Below are 693 nucleotides of genomic sequence, written 5' to 3'. Positions count from 1 at the left end.
ATTTTCCCATGATTTCATGCACCCGGTTCATCAGGGCGAGAAGCACGGTTTCGCAAAATAATTTCTTCCAACCGTCAAATACTTTTCGATTCTCACTTGCCTTGATTTAACATAGGGATTTGACCGGTGATTCTGACTGCCATAGCCGCCGAATTGCTATAAAAGGGAGAACAAGGGTCAATCAAAGCGTACGTACGTACACGGTTCAGCGCCGCCATTCTTCCGGCACATCTTCCGGTACGTACGTACGCATCGAATCACCGGAAAACACTGATATATTATTTTTCACTAATACCTCAATTCCCAGAAATCCACGCACCCGCCGTCCGGCTGCGTTGGTCACATTGTTGCAGTATTCCAGATTATAGCGGCTCTGGCAGGCAATCAGGGCTTCGCTGAAGCTGCGTGGCTTCAGGGCAGGCAGGTTGTTTTCGGTGCAGTAAATCTGGTATGCCTCGTACAGTTCTTTGGAGCTGGCAGATAGATCCGCTTTCCGGCGAACATACCCGTCAGAATCCAGAAAATCATAGACATTGTTATTGTCCCGTTTGACTGCCTCCCGGTTTTCTCTGGTGCGGTCGCTTTCGGTGAACTTGAAGTTGTTTGCGGCCAGCCGCTGCAATCCCTCAAAAGCCCACAGCAGAATACCCTCCACCTCGGCTTTCATCTTCTCGGCAAGGTCAGGATCATCCA

At 49.6% G+C, this 693-nt stretch carries 1 protein-coding gene; it reads right to left on the bottom strand.

Annotated elements, in window-relative coordinates; all coding sequences use genetic code 11:
* Positions 1 to 205: 205 nt before the first annotated feature.
* Positions 206 to 693: primase-like DNA-binding domain-containing protein (locus tag H7U37_RS15115; protein ID WP_243414348.1), on the bottom strand; the 488-nt coding region annotated here is incomplete at its 5' end.

Source organism: Pseudoflavonifractor phocaeensis (assembly GCF_016901735.1).
Classification (GTDB): domain Bacteria; phylum Bacillota; class Clostridia; order Oscillospirales; family Oscillospiraceae; genus Pseudoflavonifractor_A.
This window is presented reverse-complemented; position numbering and strand designations above follow the sequence as displayed.